The organism is Enterobacteriaceae bacterium Kacie_13 (assembly GCA_013457415.1).
Taxonomy (GTDB): Bacteria; Pseudomonadota; Gammaproteobacteria; order Enterobacterales; family Enterobacteriaceae; genus Rahnella.
The window spans coordinates 3,674,250-3,692,013 of the sequence record CP045665.1; the positions used below are offsets into that span (position 1 = coordinate 3,674,250).

Consider the following 17,764-nt stretch of genomic DNA (forward strand, 5'->3'; position numbering starts at 1 on the left):
GTTTATTTAACCTGTTTCAGCACATCAGCAGTAATATCTTTGTCATTGCTTGCATACGCGATTGCATTTGCATCAATAACAACATCATAACCTTCTTTGCTTGCAACAGATTTCACAGCGTCCTGAATACGGCTCAGGATTTTGTTACGTTCTTCGCCCTGACGACGACGGTTGTCTTGCTCAAACTGCTGCGCTTTAGCGGAGAACGCTTCACGCTGAGCCATCACGTCTTTTTCAAGTTTAGAACGATCACTGGCTTTCATGGTTGAGCCATCGCGTTGCAGACGTTGCATTTTGGTTTGCAGATCACGTTCCTGAGATTGCAAATCAGTTGCACGGCTTTTGAACTCATTTTCGAGTTGTTTGGCCACAGCTTCACGCGCTGGCATCTGTTGGAAAATGCTAGCGACATTAACGATAGCAATTTTGTCAGCAGCCTGAACGCTAGCTGAAGAAGCCATAACTAAACCGAGGCCTGCGGCATATAACCACTTTTTCACTATAAACTCCTTCCATCACCCGTTTGTGCCATCTGGCACAGTAAATTACACAAAACACCTGACATTAAAACGATACACGGGCCGAAACCCGTGTACCCAGTTCCGCAATCAGGTGATTGCGATTCTGCTGAATAACTCTTGTTCAGGCAGGGCGTTACCAGGTTTTACCAATGTTAAACTGGAACTGCTCTGCTTTATCGCCTTCGTATTTCTTAACTGGCTGTGCGTACGAGAAGACCAATGGCCCCAGCGGAGACATCCACTGCAACGCAAGACCGGAAGAAACACGAATGTTGCCTGGTTTGCTGTAATCAGGCACACCGGCAGCCATAGTCTGCGGGGTGTTTTCCCAACCTGTATCCCAGACAGTACCGCTATCCACGAACAGAGAAGTACGCAACGAGTTAGCGTATTTTTCGCTAACGAACGGAGTTGGAACAATCAGTTCCGCACTCAGTACTGCCATTGCATTACCGCCCACCGCATCATCCGAATTATCGATCGGACAGCCGCTGTACGAGGTATTAGCCGTAGTACATTTGTAATACGCTGCTTTTGGACCAATGGTGTTCGACTGGAAACCACGAACACTGCTTGAACCACCGGCATAGAAGTTATCGTAGAACGGTACTTCTTTCCCGCCCAGACCATCTGCATAACCTGCGCGTGCACGGCCCATCAGCACCCAATCACGATCCTGATTCAGCGGCATGTAGCTGGTTGAATCGAAGGTGATTTTGTAATATTCGTTATCAGAGCCTGGAACGGTGACTTTACCATTCAGGCTGGCTTTGGTCCCTGACGTAGGGAAGTAGCCACGGTCGAGGTTGTTATAACCCCAGCCAAGGTTAACGAAGAAGTCATCTGCACTGAAATCTGCATCAGCGTTGTCGCTCGTGGTGACCGCAGGCTTAAGGCCCACTGAGTTCAGATAACGGAACATGGCGATCTGAGGTTCCATATTGGACAGATCGTTGTGTACGTAATCCAGACCCAGCCGCAATGAGTTGTTCTCATTGATTGGGAAACCAAGGTTGCCACCAATACCATAACTTCTGTTGGTATAGTCAGACAGATCCGCGTTATCCGCTTTAAAGTCGTTGTAGAAGATACGGCCACCCAGACTCACACCATCAACGGTGAAGTACGGGTCAGTGATCGTGAATTCTGCATACGTCTGATAATCGTTTTTGGTACCGCTGATGCCGACGGAGTTACCCGTTCCCAGCCAGTTATCCTGCTGAACACCGACCTGGAAGCTGACACCACTTTCTGTACCGTAGCCCACACCAAAGTTGAATGTCCCGGTGTTACGCTCTTTAACTTTATAGACCACATCAACCTGATCCGGTGTACCCGGAACGCGTTGTGTATCCACATCTACCGTTTCAAAGTAGCCAAGTCGGTTCAGACGTTCTTTACCTTTGTCGACCAGATCGTTACCTAACCAGGCACCTTCCATCTGACGCATTTCACGGCGCAGTACGCTGTCTTTGCTGGTGTCATTCCCTTCAAAGCGGATGTGACGTACGTAGAAACGGTTACCCGCATCCACGTTGATATGCAGTTTAACGGTCTTATCTGCATCATTAATTTCAGGCTGCGTGTTCACCCGTGGATAGGCATAGCCATAACGACCCAGCATCTGCTTGATGTCGTTTTCCATCTTGGTGACTTTGGCGCCGTTATACAGCTCGCCTTTATCAATTTTAGTCAGGCTTTGAACTTCTGCTGAGTGACCGGCCATGCTGCCAGTAACTTCAACGCCAGAAAGTTTATATTGCTCACCTTCTGTGATGTTCAGCGTGATGTAGATACCTTTTTTGTCCGGCGTCAGACTGACCTGCGTCGAATCAATATTGAAACGGGCGTAACCACGATCCAGATAGAAGCTGCGCAGGGTTTCAAGGTCACCCGCCAATTTCTGTTTCTGGTATTTGCGATCGCCAACCACGTTCCACCATGGCACTTCATCACGAAGCTGGAAGTGTGAAATCAGTTCATCAGTACTGAAGGCGTGGTTACCTACGATGTTGATCTGCTGAATTTTCGCAGAAACACCTTCGGTAAAGACTAACTTCAGGTCGACACGGTTACGTGGTAAAGGGGTAACAACCGCTTTTACCGACGCACTGTATTTTCCGACGCTGTAATAGAAGTCTTCCAGACCTTTCTCGATACTGCCGATTGTTGTACGGTCAAGCGCTTCGCCAACACGGACGCCAGAGGCTTCCAGGTTTTGTTTCAGCATGTCATCTTTCACCGATTTATTACCGGAGAAAGTGATGCTGGCAATCGTTGGACGTTCTTTAACCTGAACAATCAGAGAATCGCCATCGCGCAAGACGCGAACGTCCTCAAAGTTGCCAGTGGCAAACAATGCACGAATGGTATTACTGATATCATCGTCAGTAACCGTATCACCGACGCGAACCGGCATATTGAGTAACGCCGCACCGACGGCAACTCGCTGCAGGCCTTCGAAATGAATATCTTTCACTACGAAACCGTCTGCACCGTATACGGTGGCGCTGCCAAACAGCAGCGACGCTATGAGCAACTTTTTGATCGCCATCGTTGTTATGCGTTCTTCCTAACCTAATCCCCAGCCTTAAAGACGGGAGAAATCATTGAAAAGTGCAAGCCCCATTACCAGGAACAGCAATACAGCACCGACCTGATAACTGAAGTTTTGAACTCGCTCGGAAACTGGACCACCTTTTAGTTTCTCTATTGCCAGAAAAACTAAGTGTCCACCATCTAATATCGGTAATGGGAACAGGTTTACGATACCGAGATTGACGCTGATAAGCGCCAAAAACGTCAGGTACGACACTAAACCATACTCTGCTGACACTCCTGCGCCCTGTGCGATGGAAATTGGGCCACTCAGATTGTTCAGCTTCACATCACCGGTAAACAATTTGCCCAGCATGTTGACCGTAAGCTTCATCAGTTGCCAGGTTTTATCACCCGCCTCATATAAAGCGACAAACGGACCATACTGACGAACTGTCTTGTACTCTTCAGGCAACGGTATGACTTTGGGAACCACCCCGGCAAAACCTTGTACAATACCTTTACCCAACGTCCGACTTTCCGGTGTCAGGGTTAATGCCAGAGCCTCGCCATTACGCTCAATGTCTAACGCAATGGGCTTGCCCGGATTATCGCGAACCTGCAACGTAAAATCACGCCAGCTCGCCAAAACCTGACCGTCAACTTTAACGATCCGATCGCCCGCTTGCAAACCTGCCTTTTGAGCGGCGGAGACTGATTGCACCTCAGATAATACGGGTTCTGCCTGCGGACCACGCGGAATAATCCCCAACGCGACCACCGGATCTTGCGTTTCAGGATCAAACGTCCATTCACGCAAATCGACAACTTTTTCAATTATTGTTGATGAGCCTAACTCGGCTACCCCGAGCGTCATTTGGCTGTTGCCAATTTCCCCCATCAACGACATTCGAATTGAATCCCAATCAGGCGTTTCGATACCGCCAATAGACTTAAGTTCCATCCCTGGCAAAACTTTGGCTTGCGCGGCAATGGAGTGGGGCATGATTTCGGCCACTACAGGTCTTACTGTTGGTACACCAACAATAAAAATGACCCAGTAGGCAAAAACCGCAAATATGAAGTTGGCTATCGGGCCCGCGCTGATAATTGCCGCACGCTGCCAGACAGTCTTACTGTTGAAAGTAAGATTCTTTAACTCAGGCGGTACGGTTTCTAACCGCTCATCGAGCATTTTGACGTAACCGCCGAGGGGGATGATAGCAAGGACATATTCAGTGCCGTGAAGATCGGTTCGACGCCAAAGCGCGCGACCGAAACCTACGGAAAACCGCTGAACGCGCACGCCACAGCGACGAGCAACCCAGAAATGGCCGAACTCGTGCACGGTGATAAGCACCCCCAATGCAACGATAAAGGCGGCCAGGCTCCAGAGTATGTTCATCATATGTCCAACTATTCCTTAGAAAACTTCACCGTCAGCGACGGATTAATACACTAACAGCATCAGGCAGGCAAATACAGGAACCGCAGCAGTCAGGCTGTCGATACGGTCCAATATTCCGCCGTGCCCCGGGATCATATGACCACTGTCTTTGATTCCGGCTTCGCGTTTAAACATACTCTCGGTGAGGTCGCCTAAAACTGAAGCCAGCGCTGCAACCACGGAACAAATCAGTAATACAGACGGCTGCACGGTAAGCGGTGCGTAGCGGCCAAACAGCCAGGCAATCAGCGCACATGTCAGTAACCCACCGACAAACCCTTCCCAGGTTTTTCCCGGCGAAACTTTAGGTGCCAGCTTGTGCTTTCCGAAAAGCTTACCAAAGAGGTATGCACCAGAATCAGCACCCCAGACGAGTAGCATCACATATAACAGCCACCATGCGCCAGTGTGAGGATTCTCGGCATAACCATATTGACGCAACGCGACCATGCCCCAGAAAAACGGCACAATTGTCAGTACGCCAAACAAGATCCGAAGCACGCACGAATGCCGCCAAAATGCGGCTGACGCAGGATACCCAACCACCAGCACCAACGCCACACACCACCAGGCGAGTGCGGCCCATAGGGATCCACTTACCAGCGGCAACTGCGCGCTGTGATGATAGGCTGGAATACTCAGCATCATGGCTGCCAGCAGGAAACCACAAAGGATGGCGAGCCAAATCCTCTGATTACGGCTTCCGAGACCCGCTAATTGCCCCCACTCCCACGCCGCCAGCATGCACACGATTAACGTGACAATGGCAAAACCGACTGGCGGTAATAAAAAGAGTGCAGCTATAACAATCGGTATTAAAATCAGAGCTGTGATAATGCGATACTTCAGCAAATGTTCTCCCTAGGACGCATTAGCGCCGATAGGTGTAGTCCCCCCGAAGCGGCGCTCGCGTTGTGCAAAAGCCTCCAGCGCATCTTCAAAGGTATTTTCATCAAAATCAGGCCAGAGGACATCGGTAAAGTAAAACTCAGCATAGGCAATTTGCCAGAGCAGGAAGTTACTGATTCGATGTTCCCCACCGGTTCTGATCACCAAATCAACGGGTGCCAGTTCGCTCATACAGACAGCTGAGTCCAGCATGTCTTCTGTTATCTGCTCAGCCCGCAGCGTACCGGCTTCAACCTGACCCGCCAGCGTCTTAACGCCCTGAATAATATCCCATCGGCCACCATAATTCGCAGCGATGTTCAGCGTAAGACCGTCGTTATTTTCTGTAAGTGTTTCTGAACGACGAATGCGTTCCTGCAGACGAGCACTAAAGCGACTGACATCGCCAATGATCCGCAGCCTGACGTTATGTTTATGCAGGCTTTTGACTTCACTGTCGAGTGCACGAACGAACAGTTCCATCAATGCGGCGACTTCCTGAGCCGGGCGATTCCAGTTTTCACTACTAAAGGCATAAAGCGTTAGGGCATCAAGTTGATGGTTGGCTGCAAAACTCACGGCTTTTCGCACTGATTTTACACCCGCTTTATGACCAAAGACCCTCATTTTACCCTGACGTTTTGCCCAACGTCCGTTGCCGTCCATAATAATGGCGACATGGCGCGGCTGAGCGCAGAACGAATCAGACATCTGTTGATTTTCGAGGGACATAACGCGTACTCATTTCCTTTTATCAGAACACGACGGCTTTTTTTAGCTGGCGTTGCAGTTCAAACGCAGGCGCAATAACACGCGCAAAAAAGCCGTGTCTCCCTTGCGGGCACGGCTACTCTGGCAGCTTACCGATTCCACATGTTAGATCCAGAGACTAAAACCTGAATCTACTGTCAGCGTGGCGCAGACTATACCATTTCAATGTGAAGCTAACAAACTGCTGCATAAGCAGTAAACTTAGCGTCAGGCCGCAAATGTGCGAAGTTTTTGTTGAGCCGATGCCCGCGATTGTCTGTCAATTTCCAGCACCGCATCCACAGAGTCAGGTTCAGCGCTCACCAACTCTTCCATCACCTGACGGTTAATCGCGGCAATATCGGTGAAACGAATTTCACCATTAAGGAATGCCGCTACGGAAATTTCGTTCGCTGCATTCAGCGCCGTCGTCGCGGCCTGCCCGGTGTTGCTTGCTTCGATAGCCAGTTGCAGGCAAGGATAACGCGCATAATCCGGCTCAGAGAAAGAGAGCGCGCCCATTTTACAGAAGTCTAATGCCTCAACGCCAGCGGCGACACGGCGCGGATACGCCATCGCATGTGCAATAGGCGTACGCATATCAGGTGACCCCAGCTGCGCCAGTACGCTGCCGTCACGGTAACGAACCATCGAATGGATCACCGACTGCGGATGGATGATCACTTCCATTTCGGCCGCAGACGCATTAAACAACCAGCGTGCTTCGATGTACTCCAGACCTTTGTTCATCATCGTGGCGGAGTCGACAGAAATTTTACGCCCCATCGACCAGTTGGGATGCGCGCACGCCTGATCGGGTGTCACATCGTTAAAGTAGTTTAACGGTAACTCGCGAAATGGCCCGCCAGAGCCGGTTAGGACGATGCGGGAAATCCCGTTTTCTTCAAGTGAAGCATAGCCCAGTTGCTGCTGAACGGGCTCAGGCAAACTCTGGAAAATCGCGTTATGTTCACTGTCGATAGGAAGGAGTTGAGACTGGCTTTCGCGGACAGCATCCATGAAGATACGACCACAGGTGACCAGAGACTCTTTATTCGCCAGAAGGATCTGTTTACCTGCGCGCACGGCAGCGAGCGTCGGTAAAAGGCCGGCAGCGCCCACAATGGCTGACATCACTTGATCGACATCATCCAATGCAGCCAGTTCGATGGCAGCGCTTTCGCCCGAGAGCACCTCAGTCTTCACACCCTGTTCAGCCAGAATGGTTCGCAGAGCGCGAGCGGAAGCCTCATCGGCCATGGACGCATAAGCCGGACGAAATTCGATACATTGCTGCGCCATCACATCAACATTGTGTCCTGCAATCAGGGCTTTGACTGCGAAAGCGTCGGGATTGGACCGGACAACGGAAAGCGTACTGGTGCCGACAGACCCTGTCGAACCAAGAATAGTCATTTGTTTCATGAAAATGCCCGGGATAACGCCATAAATTCAGAATAGTGCACAGTCTGAAACCTCTTCTCTGGCTTGTCCATGAGATTGTGGCTGCAGAGAAAAGATTTGAGATCCGTAAAAAAATAAAGCGCCGCATTTGCGACGCTTTATATTAGAACAAACGAGTCTGATTAGAACTCCATCAACTCAGCTTCTTTCTCTGTCAGTGCGACATCGATTTTCTTGATGAAGATATCTGTCAGTTTTTGGATATCGTCCTGAGAACGGCGATCTTCATCTTCACTGATTTCTTTATCTTTCAGCAGTGCTTTGGTTTTGTCGTTAGCGTCACGGCGGACGTTTCGCACAGAAACACGACCCTGCTCTGCTTCGCCACGCACAACTTTGATCAGGTCTTTACGACGCTCTTCGGTCAATGCAGGCAATGGAACACGAATGGTCGCGCCCGCTGAAGAAGGATTCAGACCCAAATCAGAAGTCATGATCGCTTTTTCAACGGCTGCGCTGATAGAGCGGTCAAACACAGAAATAGCCAGAGTACGGGAGTCTTCCACCGTCACCTGAGCCAACTGACGCAATGGCGTCGCAGAACCATAGTATTCCACCATGATGCCGTCGAGAATGCCGGGAGAAGCGCGGCCGGTACGGATTTTGCTGATATGGGTTTTAAATGCTTCAACGCATTTTTCCATACGAATTTCAGCGTCTTTTTTGATTTCGTTAATCACGTTGTGAACCCTTGAAAGCTGGTTACCTGGCAGACCATAACATCAGTATAGTCCGTGAATACTTATGCCAGCACAGGCTGGCTGAACGTAATGTTCAATAGCGAAGGATCACTCAGCGTTAGAAATCAGCGTCCCTTCGTTTTCCCCCATCACCACGCGGCGCAGTGCACCGGGTTTGTTCATGTTGAAAACACGAATCGGAAGATTATGATCGCGGGCTAACGTAAACGCCGCCAGATCCATTACTTTCAATTCCTGTTCCAGCACTTCCTGATAGGTCAATGTTTCGTAAAGCGTTGCTTCCGGATTTTTGACCGGGTCAGCGGAATATACGCCATCGACTTTGGTGGCTTTTAATACCACATCGGCTTCAATTTCGATACCACGCAGACAGGCTGCAGAATCTGTAGTAAAGAAAGGATTACCGGTACCGGCGGAGAAAATGACCACGCGGTTATGACGCAGCAGGCTGATAGCTTCCGCCCAGCTGTAATTATCACAAACACCGTTCAAAGGAATTGCAGACATCAGACGCGCGTTAACATAGGCACGGTGTAATGCATCACGCATTGCCAGGCCGTTCATGACAGTCGCCAGCATACCCATATGGTCGCCTACAACACGATTCATGCCCGCCTGCGCCAGACCCGCGCCGCGGAATAAGTTACCGCCGCCGATCACAACGCCTACCTGAATGCCGAGTTCGACCAGCTCTTTAACTTCCTGAGCCATACGATCTAATACACTCGCGTCGATACCAAAACCTTCACTGCCCTGCAGGGCTTCGCCACTGAGTTTGAGCAGGATACGCTGATAAACGGGTTTCGCATTGGTAGCCATGGTGTCTGTCCTAGAAGCAATGTGTCTTAATGAGAATTCAATCTTTACATCATAGCGTTGTTACCGGGTGTTGCTACAGCACATCGCACAATGTCATTGGAATTTGGGGCTGGATAAAACGGAACCGCCAACGTGCAGCGGTTCCATTTTATGATGCATCAGTTACTGATTAAGACTGTTTGGACATCGCTGCAACTTCTGCAGCAAAGTCAGTCTCAACTTTAACGATGCCTTCACCCACTTCGAAGCGGATGAAGTTGATAACGTCGGCGTTATGCTCTTTCAGAATCTGACCAACAGTTTTGCTTGGGTCGATAACGAAAGGCTGGCCAGTCAGAGAAACTTCGCCGGTGAATTTCTTCATGCGGCCTTCAACCATTTTCTCTGCGATTTCTTTAGGCTTGCCAGATTGCATCGCGATGTCGAGCTGAACCTGGTACTCTTTTTCTACCACTTCAGCAGACACATCTTCTGGTTTAACGAACTCAGGCTTGCTTGCAGCAACGTGCATAGCAATCTGCTTAACCAGCTCTTCGTCAGCGCCTTTAGCAGCGATCAGAACACCGATGCGAGCACCGTGCAGGTAGCTACCTAACACTTCGCCTTCCAGGGAAGAAACGCGACGGATGTTGATGTTCTCACCGATTTTAGCAACCAGTTGCACACGTTCTTCTTCGAACTGTGTTTTCAGAACTTCAACGTCGGTGATTTTGCCTGCAACAGCAGCATTCAGAACTTTGTCAGCGAATGCCTGGAAACCGGCATCTTTAGCAACGAAGTCAGTCTGGCAGTTAACTTCCAGAATAACGCCGTAGTTGCCTTCGATCTTGGTTTTGATCACGCCGTCAGCAGCTACGTTGCCTGCTTTTTTCGCCGCTTTGATCGCGCCAGATTTACGCATATTTTCAATGGATAGCTCGATGTCGCCGTTAGTTTCAACCAGAGCTTTCTTACAATCCATCATGCCAGCGCCAGTACGTTCGCGCAGTTCTTTTACCAGGGCAGCGGTAATATCAGCCATTGTATTTTCCTCGATTATCTCAGTGCAAAAAGGCTTTTTGCGGTGAGATATTTCTCGCATTTAAGATAAGCAAAGGGGGCCAATAAAGGCCCCCTAACCAACATATTTCAATACCTGGTTAATAAGGGCTCTGCTGAGCTTGCCTTATTATTCAGCTTCTACGAAGCTTTCTTCTGCCTGAACAGCCAGATCTTGCGAACGGCCTTCACGGACAGTGGCAGCAACAGCGCTCAGGTACAGATTTACTGCACGGATTGCGTCATCGTTACCAGGGATAACAAAGTCAACGCCATCCGGATCGGAGTTGGTATCAACAATGGAGAATACCGGGATACCCAGGTTGTTAGCTTCTTTGATTGCGATGTGTTCGTGATCAGCGTCGACAACGAACAGTGCGTCAGGAAGACCACCCATATCCTTGATACCACCCAGGCTGTTTTCCAGCTTAGCCAGTTCGCGAGTACGCATCAGCGCCTCTTTCTTGGTCAGCTTCTCGAAAGTGCCGTCCTGAGACTGAATTTCCAGGTCTTTCAAACGTTTGATGGACTGACGAACGGTTTTCCAGTTAGTCAGCATGCCGCCCAACCAGCGATGGTTCACGAAGAACTGGTCGCAGTTGTGTGCAGCGTCTTTTACCGCTTCGCTTGCTGCGCGTTTAGTACCAACGAACAGGATCTTGCCTTTACGGGCGGAGATCTTCTGCAACTCAGCCAGGGCTTCGTTGAACATTGGAACAGTTTTCTCAAGGTTGATGATGTGAACCTTGTTACGAGCGCCGAAGATGAATGGCTTCATTTTCGGGTTCCAGTAACGGGTTTGGTGACCGAAGTGAACACCGGCCTTGAGCATGTCGCGCATGGAAACAGTTGCCATGATAAAACCTCTATTAAGTAGTTGGGGTTATGCCTCCACGTATCCCATACAACCGACCCTGCGGAACGAATTCCCAAGGCACCCCGGCGTATGTGTCGATACGTGTGTGTTATTACTTACGTTAATAAGTACACATATGAGTGAATTCGGCTTTAATCCCCCGGAGTCTGGGACCCAGAGCGGATTGCCGGCGCGTTTTATACCACAAATAACGGCCGGGCAGCAAATTTTGTTCGCCAGTTTGCCAGCCGGGAAATGATAGTTTGGCAGCTAATATCAGGGCTGATACCATAAGCCACAGCTAATTATTGACGACAACGGTGTAGAAATACAGCACACCGGATGTACAAACCTGCAGGAAGACTCATGGCCATTTCAATCAAAACCCCTGAAGATATCGAAAAAATGCGCATCGCTGGCCGTCTGGCTGCGGAAGTGCTGGAAATCATCGAGCCTTACGTCAAACCTGGCGTCAGCACTGGTGAACTGGATCGCATTTGCTCTGATCACATCGTGAACAACCAAAAAGCCATTTCTGCCTGCCTGGACTATCACGGATTCCCGAAATCCGTCTGCATCTCCATTAACGAAGTGGTGTGCCACGGCATTCCAAGCGACGACAAAATCCTCAAAGACGGCGATATCGTTAACATCGACGTGACGGTTATTAAAGACGGTTTCCACGGCGATACCTCCAAGATGTTCATCGCGGGTAAACCGACTATTCTGGGTGAGCGTCTGTGCCGCGTAACGCAGGAAAGCCTGTATTTGGCGCTGCGTCTGATCAAACCAGGCATCCGTCTGCGTACTCTGGGTAAAGAGATCCAGAAGTTTGTTGAAGCAGAGAAATTTTCCGTCGTACGCGAATACTGCGGTCACGGGATTGGGGAAGGTTTCCACGAAGAGCCACAGGTTCTGCATTACGATGCAGATGACGGCGGCGTGGTTTTACAGGCCGGCATGGCTTTCACCGTTGAACCTATGGTCAACGCCGGTGATTTCCGCATCCGCACCATGAAAGATGGCTGGACAGTAAAAACTAAAGATCGCAGCTTGTCGGCTCAGTACGAGCATACTATTGTGGTGACTGATAACGGTTGTGAAATTATGACGCTGCGTAAGGATGACACCATCCCGGCCATTCTGACGCACGACTAACAGTTGCCGCTTCGCGAAGAGCGAGTAAATCTGTCAATCAAACCGGCGAAAGCCGGTTTTTTTATCTTTAACGTGTAGGAATGGGCTGCGCATCTATGACTGAAAACTTCTCTGCTGAAAAGCGCCTGCAACCTGAACTCAGCCGGGAAACGCCGTGCGCTTGCCCGCCGCAGCCTGTCTCCCCTGCCGTTTATCCGGATGATGACTTAAACCGTCAAAGCCTCAAGCAACATATGGAACAGTTTCAGGGCTGGCTGGCGGACGCGTTCAATGCCGGGCTGCGTGCAGAAGAACTGGTTGATGCGCGGGCGCATTTCATAGACCAACTACTCCAACGCCTGTGGACCTTCTACGGTTTCGATAATATTCCTGAAACTGCGATGGTTGCGGTGGGTGGCTACGGACGCGGCGAATTGCACCCGCTTTCCGACATTGATGTACTGGTATTGAGCCAGAAACGCCTTAACGACGAACAGGCCCAGCGCATCGGTGAACTTATCACCCTGCTGTGGGATGTGAAGCTGGAAGTCGGGCACAGTGTCCGCACGCTGGAAGAGTGCCTGCTGGAAGGGCTGGCGGATCTCACCGTAGCCACTAACCTTATAGAATCGCGCCTGATTTGCGGTGACGTCGCGCTGTTCCTCAGCATGCAAAAACACATTTTCAGCGACGGTTTCTGGCCTTCGCCCAATTTCTTCCGCGCGAAAATTGAAGAGCAAAACGAGCGTCATCTGCGCTATCACGGCACCAGCTACAATCTGGAACCTGATATTAAAAGCAGCCCGGGCGGCCTGCGTGATATCCACACTATTCTCTGGGTGGCGCGCCGTCACTTCGGCGCAACGTCGCTCGATGAAATGGTCGCGTTTGGTTTTCTGACCAAAGCCGAGCGCAACGAACTGCTGGAGTGTCAGAGCTTCCTGTGGCGCATACGTTTCGCCTTGCACTTAGTCCTGCCGCGTTACGACAACCGCCTGCTGTTCGACAGACAGCTTAACGTCGCCCAGCTTCTGCAATATCAGGGCGAAGGCAATCAGCCAGTCGAACGCATGATGAAAGATTTTTATCGCATGACCCGTCGGGTCGGCGAGCTGAATCAGATGCTGTTACAGCTGTTTGATGAAGCGATTCTGGCGATTGGCCCGAATGAAAAGCCACGTCCGCTGGATGAGCATTTCCAGCTGCGCGGCGATCTGATCGACCTGCGTGACGAATCACTGTTCGAACGCCAGCCGGAAACGATTATCGGCATGTTCCACCTGATGGTACGTCACCGTGAAATCAAAGGCATTTACTCCACCACCGTGCGTCTGCTGCGTCACGCGCGACGTCATCTCAAAGAGCCGCTGTGTAAGATCCCGCAGGCGCGCGAGATGTTTATGTCAATTCTTCGCCACCCAGGCGCGGTGTCGCGCGCACTGGTACCGATGCATCGTCACAGCGTGTTGTGGGCATATATGCCGCAGTGGGGACAAATCGTCGGCCAGATGCAGTTCGACTTATTCCACGCTTACACGGTGGACGAACACACTATCCGTGTTTTGCAAAAGCTCGAAAGCTTCGCTCATGAAGAAACGCGCCCGAAACATCCGTTGTGCGTAGAGCTTTACCCGCGCCTGCCCCAGCCTGAACTCTTGCTGATGGCCGCGCTGTTCCACGATATCGCCAAAGGCCGTGGCGGCGATCACTCAATTCTCGGGGCGCAGGACGTACACGAGTTCGCCGAACTGCACGGGTTGAACTCGCGGGAAACTCAGCTGGTGTCATGGCTGGTGCGCGTTCATTTACTGATGTCAGTTACGGCGCAGCGCCGCGATATTCAGGATCCGAACGAGATCCAACAGTTCGCTGCGGAAATGCAAACCGAAGTTCGCTTGCGGTATCTGGTCAGCCTGACGGTGGCCGATATCTGCGCCACCAATGAAACCCTGTGGAACAGCTGGAAGCAAAGCCTGATACGCGAACTGTATTTCGCAACTGAAAAACAGCTGCGTCGCGGGATGCAGAACACACCTGATTTGCGCGAACGAGTGCGCCATCACCGCCTGCAGGCGCTGGCATTGCTGCGTATGGATAATATTGATGAAGAAGCGCTGCACCGCATCTGGAGCCGCTGCCGGGCGGATTACTTCCTGCGGCATTCGCCCAATCAGCTGGCATGGCATGCGCGACATCTGCTGGAACATGACTCCACCAAGCCGCTGGTGCTGGTGAGCCGTCAGGCCACGCGCGGCGGCACGGAAATCTTCATCTGGAGCCCGGATCGCCCTTACCTGTTTGCCACGGTCGCTGGCGAACTGGACCGGCGCAACCTGAGCATCCACGACGCGCAGATTTTCACTAACCGTGATGGCATGGCGATGGACACCTTTATTGTGCTCGAACCGGACGGCAGCCCGCTGGCGCAGGATCGCCATGAGGCGATCCGCCACGCCCTGGAACAGTCGATGACGCAAGCGTATCAGCCACCGCGCGCGCGTCGCCCTTCGCCGAAACTGCGTCATTTCAGCGTGCAGACCGACGTCAGTTTCCTGCCAACGCATACCGATCGCCGCACCTACATGGAACTGGTCGCATTGGATCAGCCTGGCCTGCTGGCCCGCGTCGGGGAGGTCTTCTCCGATTTGGGGTTATCGCTGCATGGCGCACGCATTTCGACCATTGGCGAACGGGTAGAAGACTTATTTATTCTGGCGAACTCCGAACGTCGTGCGCTCGATAAGCCGACGCGCAAGGAAATCACACGCCGATTAACCGAGGCACTCAACCCCGGCGATAAAATGTGATACAAGTACGGTTGTCTATTTAACATCACTTCAGGAAAGAGAACAGGATGCAGCAACTACAAACCGTTATTGAACAAGCCTTCGAGCGCCGTGCAGACATTACTCCGGCAAACGTAGACAGCGTAACGCGCGACGCGGTAACTCAGGTCATTAACAAAATCGACAGCGGCGAACTGCGCGTAGCTGAAAAGATTAATGGTGAATGGGTAACGCATCAGTGGCTGAAGAAGGCGGTACTGCTCTCTTTCAGAATCAACGATAACCAGGTCATGGAAGGCGGTGAAAGCCGTTACTTCGACAAAGTGCCAATGAAATTCGCTGACTATGATGAAGCGCGTTTTCAGCGTGAGGGTTTCCGCGTGGTGCCCCCTGCTGCTGTACGTAAAGGCGCATTCATCGCCCGCAACACCGTGCTGATGCCGTCTTACGTTAACATCGGCGCTTACGTTGATGAAGGCACCATGGTCGACACCTGGGCCACCGTCGGTTCTTGCGCGCAGATCGGTAAAAACGTTCACCTGTCCGGCGGTGTCGGCATCGGTGGCGTACTGGAACCGCTGCAGGCTAACCCAACCATCATCGAAGATAACTGCTTCATCGGTGCGCGCTCAGAAATCGTTGAAGGCGTGATCGTGGAAGAAGGCTCCGTAATTTCCATGGGCGTTTACATTGGCCAGAGCACCAAGATTTACGACCGCGAAACTGGTGAAGTGCATTATGGCCGCGTTCCTGCTGGCTCCGTGGTAGTTTCCGGTAACCTGCCGTCTAAAGATGGCAGCTACAGCCTGTACTGCGCGGTGATCGTGAAGAAAGTGGATGCGAAAACATTAGGCAAAACCGGCCTGAATGAGTTGTTGCGTAACATCGACTAAACTGAGCAGTAATGAGAAATAGCGGGTCAATTTTGTATTTACAACAATACCCGCTATTTTTTTATCTTGTTGATGGCAAATTGTGTCATTTATCAACGATTCGAACCGCCGTTCGGTTCATCATGATGATCAAATATTCTCCTAAACGAAGGTAGCGCTATGTATGACAATCTGAAAAGCCTGGGCATTAATAATCCCGACGATATTGATCGTTACAGCCTGCGTCAGGAGGCGAATAACGACATCCTGAAAATTTATTTCCGCAGAGATAAAGGTGAATTTTTCGCCAAAAGCGTGAAGTTTAAATATCCGCGCCAGCGTAAAACCATCGTGGCCGATAATGCAGGACAGGGTTACAAAGAAATTCACGAAATCAGCCCAAATCTGCGTTATGTGATTGATGAGTTAGATCAAATTTGCCAGCGCGATCAGGTTGAAGTCGATCTGAAACGTAAAATTCTGGATGATTTACGTCATCTGGAATCCGTGGTGGCCAATAAAATTACCGAGATCGAATCTGATCTGGAAAAACTCACCAGCGGTCGCTAATTTCATTAATGCATGGTCTCATTTACGCCATGCAGAAATGCAAAAAGGTCAGGTTTATCCCCTGACCTTTTTTATTATTAACGGTGCAGTACTTTATTTCAGCAATAACGCCCACTTCTCGACCCACGGAATGGCCACCGTTTCCGGCTCTGGATTTTCCATAGCATCTATTTCCAGTAAATCGCCGATGCGCGCCGCGCCCTGCTCCTGCAATAAATCATCCAGCTTATGACCGCCGCCGCAGAAATGATCGTAACTGCTGTCACCGAGCGCAATCACACCGTATCGCAGTTCGGGTTGATAGCCAACGGTATCGCGGATAGCCACGTAAAGCGGCGCGATACTGTCCGGCAAATCACCCTGCCCGGTCGTGGAGGTCACGATCAGAACGAAATGATGACGGTAGTACTGCCAGGCTTCCAGCGTCCCCTCTTCGAACAGCTTCACCTCGTGCCCCTGGCTTTTCAGCACGGTTTCCGCTTCTTCCGCTACCAGTAACGCATTGCCGTATACTGTACCGATAAAAATTCCGACTTCTGCCATGGCTTCACTCCTGTGTCGTTCGACTCGCTCTTTCGCAAATGCGTCCGAAGGCTTTAAATTTGTTCACTATCCTGACCGCAAGCGGGGGCAACTTCAACCCTTTCAAGCTCAGGGATTTTCCCTTGCCAGCCAAACTGTTCGACCACGCTCTGCCAGCGATTATCCCAGCGAGCCTGCAAAGAGATTAATTCACCGGTGACCGGATGCGGCAGTTCCATATGGCTGGCGTGCAGCATCAGGCCGGAGCAGCCGAAATGCTCAGTCATTCCGCGATTTTGTTTAAGGTCGCCATGCGCGCTGTCGCCGATAATCGGGTGACGCAGATGCGACATATGGCGACGCAACTGATGCTTACGTCCGGTTTCCGGTTTCAGTTCGACCAGACTATAACGGGCACTGTCATAACGGCCAATGGCGACCGGCATTTCCACCTGCGCCACCACGCGATAATGGCTGACTGCGGATTGCGGCGCTTTATCGGGGTTCGCAAACTTATCGGCGATTTTGTCCAGCTCTTCCGTCAGGGCGTAATCGACCGTGCCATCTTCGCTGACATAGCCGCGGACTATCGCGTGATACACCTTATTCATCTGGTGATTTTCGAGCTGCAGGGACAATAACCGCGCTACGTCGCTCGACAACGCCATTAGCAATACGCCAGATGTCGGTTTATCCAGGCGGTGAACGGTAAACACGTGCTGACCAATCTGATCCCGCAATGTTTGCATCACAAACACCGTTTCATGTTGATCCAGCCAACTGCGATGAACCAGCATGCCCGCAGGCTTATTCACTGCGACCAGATGTTCGTCCTGATACAAAATTTCCAGCATG

The 17,764-nt window shown here is 51.0% G+C and carries 16 protein-coding genes; 4 read left to right on the top strand and 12 right to left on the bottom strand.

The features are described from left to right. Nucleotides 1–2 precede the first annotated feature (2 nt). The 10 genes from skp to rpsB form a co-directional block, all read right to left on the bottom strand. Nucleotides 3–500, bottom strand: coding sequence for a molecular chaperone Skp (gene skp, locus GE278_16765; GenBank protein QLK62320.1), 498 nt, complete (start codon nt 498–500; stop codon nt 3–5). A gap of 154 nt (nt 501–654) precedes the next feature. Then, nucleotides 655–3,075, bottom strand: a complete 2,421-nt coding sequence (bamA, locus tag GE278_16770; protein ID QLK62321.1) for an outer membrane protein assembly factor BamA — start codon at nt 3,073–3,075, stop codon at nt 655–657. Nucleotides 3,076–3,111: 36 nt separating this feature from the next. Next, nucleotides 3,112–4,467 carry a sigma E protease regulator RseP gene (gene rseP, locus GE278_16775; GenBank protein QLK62322.1) on the bottom strand — a complete coding sequence of 452 codons (1,356 nt, stop codon included), beginning with the start codon at nt 4,465–4,467 and terminating at the stop codon, nt 3,112–3,114. A gap of 42 nt (nt 4,468–4,509) precedes the next feature. Beyond that, on the bottom strand, nt 4,510–5,358 hold the full coding sequence (cdsA, locus tag GE278_16780) for a phosphatidate cytidylyltransferase (protein QLK62323.1): 849 nt from the start codon (nt 5,356–5,358) through the stop codon (nt 4,510–4,512). Nucleotides 5,359–5,367: 9 nt separating this feature from the next. Beyond that, nucleotides 5,368–6,126, bottom strand: coding sequence for a (2E,6E)-farnesyl-diphosphate-specific ditrans,polycis-undecaprenyl-diphosphate synthase (ispU, locus tag GE278_16785; protein ID QLK62324.1), 759 nt, complete (start codon nt 6,124–6,126; stop codon nt 5,368–5,370). Nucleotides 6,127–6,372: 246 nt separating this feature from the next. Beyond that, nucleotides 6,373–7,569 (bottom strand): 1-deoxy-D-xylulose-5-phosphate reductoisomerase, encoded by a 1,197-nt coding sequence (gene ispC / locus GE278_16790; GenBank protein ID QLK62325.1) that lies wholly within the window; start codon nt 7,567–7,569, stop codon nt 6,373–6,375. 161 nt (nt 7,570–7,730) lie between these two features. Then, the gene (locus GE278_16795) at nt 7,731–8,288 is read right to left on the bottom strand and encodes a ribosome recycling factor (protein ID QLK62326.1); all 558 of its coding nucleotides are present in this window, start codon (nt 8,286–8,288) and stop codon (nt 7,731–7,733) included. 108 nt (nt 8,289–8,396) lie between these two features. Beyond that, nucleotides 8,397–9,128, bottom strand: coding sequence for a UMP kinase (gene pyrH, locus GE278_16800; protein QLK62327.1), 732 nt, complete (start codon nt 9,126–9,128; stop codon nt 8,397–8,399). Between the two features lie 169 nt (nt 9,129–9,297). After that, a complete protein-coding gene (tsf, locus tag GE278_16805) occupies nt 9,298–10,149 on the bottom strand; it encodes an elongation factor Ts (GenBank protein QLK62328.1) in 852 nt (283 codons plus the stop codon). 147 nt (nt 10,150–10,296) lie between these two features. Then, the gene (gene rpsB / locus GE278_16810) at nt 10,297–11,022 is read right to left on the bottom strand and encodes a 30S ribosomal protein S2 (protein ID QLK62329.1); all 726 of its coding nucleotides are present in this window, start codon (nt 11,020–11,022) and stop codon (nt 10,297–10,299) included. Between the two features lie 366 nt (nt 11,023–11,388). Between rpsB and map the strand changes: the two genes are divergently transcribed. The 4 genes from map (at nt 11,389) to GE278_16830 (ending at nt 16,387) form a co-directional block, all read left to right on the top strand. Then, nucleotides 11,389–12,180: a type I methionyl aminopeptidase gene (gene map, locus GE278_16815; GenBank protein QLK62330.1), complete on the top strand. Its 792-nt coding sequence runs from the start codon at nt 11,389–11,391 to the stop codon at nt 12,178–12,180. Between the two features lie 95 nt (nt 12,181–12,275). After that, nucleotides 12,276–14,966, top strand: coding sequence for a bifunctional uridylyltransferase/uridylyl-removing protein GlnD (glnD, locus tag GE278_16820; protein ID QLK62331.1), 2,691 nt, complete (start codon nt 12,276–12,278; stop codon nt 14,964–14,966). Between the two features lie 47 nt (nt 14,967–15,013). Beyond that, a complete protein-coding gene (dapD, locus tag GE278_16825) occupies nt 15,014–15,838 on the top strand; it encodes a 2,3,4,5-tetrahydropyridine-2,6-dicarboxylate N-succinyltransferase (GenBank protein ID QLK62332.1) in 825 nt (274 codons plus the stop codon). Between the two features lie 159 nt (nt 15,839–15,997). Further along, nucleotides 15,998–16,387: a DUF3461 family protein gene (locus GE278_16830; protein ID QLK62333.1), complete on the top strand. Its 390-nt coding sequence runs from the start codon at nt 15,998–16,000 to the stop codon at nt 16,385–16,387. Between the two features lie 93 nt (nt 16,388–16,480). Here the strand turns inward: GE278_16830 and GE278_16835 are convergent, their stop codons facing one another. Both GE278_16835 and truC read right to left on the bottom strand, forming a co-directional pair. Beyond that, nucleotides 16,481–16,930 (bottom strand): flavodoxin, encoded by a 450-nt coding sequence (locus GE278_16835; GenBank protein QLK62334.1) that lies wholly within the window; start codon nt 16,928–16,930, stop codon nt 16,481–16,483. Nucleotides 16,931–16,983: 53 nt separating this feature from the next. After that, nucleotides 16,984–17,763, bottom strand: coding sequence for a tRNA pseudouridine(65) synthase TruC (gene truC, locus GE278_16840; GenBank protein ID QLK62335.1), 780 nt, complete (start codon nt 17,761–17,763; stop codon nt 16,984–16,986). Nucleotide 17,764 lies beyond the last annotated feature (1 nt).